At 39.9% G+C, this 1,470-nt stretch carries 3 protein-coding genes; all 3 read right to left on the reverse strand.

What is annotated here, in order from left to right; translation table 11 throughout:
* The coding region (locus O9332_RS28140; protein ID WP_072024880.1) for a helix-turn-helix domain-containing protein at positions 1-56 on the reverse strand (56 nt) is incomplete at its 3' end.
* Between the two features lie 139 nt (positions 57-195).
* Entirely contained in the window at positions 196-987 is a 792-nt protein-coding gene (locus O9332_RS19070) for a Uma2 family endonuclease (protein ID WP_002757096.1), read from the reverse strand.
* 47 nt (positions 988-1,034) lie between these two features.
* Positions 1,035-1,331 carry a toxin-antitoxin system TumE family protein gene (locus O9332_RS19075; RefSeq protein WP_353852234.1) on the reverse strand — a complete coding sequence of 99 codons (297 nt, stop codon included), beginning with the start codon at positions 1,329-1,331 and terminating at the stop codon, positions 1,035-1,037.
* Between the last annotated feature and the right edge of the window lie 139 nt (positions 1,332-1,470).

Raw genomic sequence — 1,470 nt, forward strand, 5'->3', positions numbered from 1 at the left:
AATAGCGACTCTTGTTCGGGTGTGGGGTAAAATCGGAACGAGTAGGCTTTTTCCATGTCTCACATTTTAGCATATATTTCGTAAACGATGCTCATATTTAACAGTAAAGCCGTCGTAGAACGACGGGGTTTCAGACCCAAAATTTTCGATGATTGGTGATGCGGGTTGTTGTTGATACCTTGGAGAAGTCAGACCTTACACTTCATCAGGGTTAATGCCAAGCAATCTGAGCCTTTCAGCGAGCCGGATGGCTTTTTGTTCAGCCTCTTGTTTAGCCAAGCGTTCTTGAGCAGCGATCGCCTCAGCCTCTTGTTTCGCCAGCCGTTCTTGATCAGCGATCGCCTCTGCGTTCATCGCTCTTTCCTCAGCCGTTAGATAGCGATTTCCCGACTGGTCATACCAGTATAACCATTCCCGATACCAAGCAATATGTTCTCCTTTCTCGTAACCCAGTGCCAAGCCAATTTCTGGCAACCAAACTCGATTATTCTCACTTTCTAAAAGTTCATATTTTCCTGATATTAATTTATATACTTCTAATCGTTGTCGCTTTTTAAATCTTCCTCTTCTGCCACTGAAAGGATTGTAAATTACATAATACAGAATCCCCAGGCTTTGGTAATTTAAGAATTTCTCCTCATATTCACCATTATACTTCTCGGAAATTACCTCTAAAAACAAAATCGGCAAGATATATTTTTCCCCCCACAAAACATAGCTTAACCGACCTCTTTCTCCCGTATCATGGTTGACTCCAACTGCTAAGAAACCATCGGGGACAAAAGCTGATTCGTCTGGATTATAATAAACAGCCATATCTACCCCAAAATACCAATCATCTCGACCAGACCAAATTAAGGCTAATAAATTTAGCAGCAGATTGGGAAGATCATTCTGTAACTGATTGTCCACTGGAGTTTCATCGGAAGAGGGCAATTCTTCGGCGCTGGGAAGAGGGCGATTTTTGTTATAGGTGAGGTTAACCATAGCTCCTGCAAGCGTGGTGTTTGATTACTGCTAATTCTAACAGAAAATTACGGTTTTAGATTTCGTTGTTTTTCTGCGATTTCTAAAAGCACTTGCTCAAGACTTGGCTCAAGGCTTTCTTTAATGTCATCAACCTCGTGTTTATGATGGGGGAAAGTGGCAATTTCAACATGATGGGGTGCATTATCATAACGGAAGATCATAACTTGAGCTTCGTTCATGTAATGATAGCGATATTTTATCTTTGGTTTTGTGTCAGTATTTTTAACTTCAACAAAGTCTAAGCGATGATTATTTTCAAAAATAATTGAACCATTAATATAGCCTTGACTTGCGTTATAAATTTTGGCTCTTCGTTACTTGTTATGGTTCGATAGGGGGGCATAAATCGACTAAATCCTTATCTGGCAAGAGACTTAATTGATTAGTTCGCTCTAGATAAAAAACAATTGACAAAAATCGCTAAATGCCTTTCTATATAAG

Source organism: Microcystis sp. LE19-10.1B (assembly GCF_027530565.1).
GTDB classification, from domain to species: Bacteria; Cyanobacteriota; Cyanobacteriia; order Cyanobacteriales; family Microcystaceae; genus Microcystis; species Microcystis aeruginosa.

What these genes read in the sequence shown, in the direction of transcription:
- O9332_RS19070 (WP_002757096.1), bottom strand. Translation starts at nt 987, where the DNA reads ATGGTTAACCTCACCTATAACAAAAATCGCCCTCTTCCCAGCGCCGAA.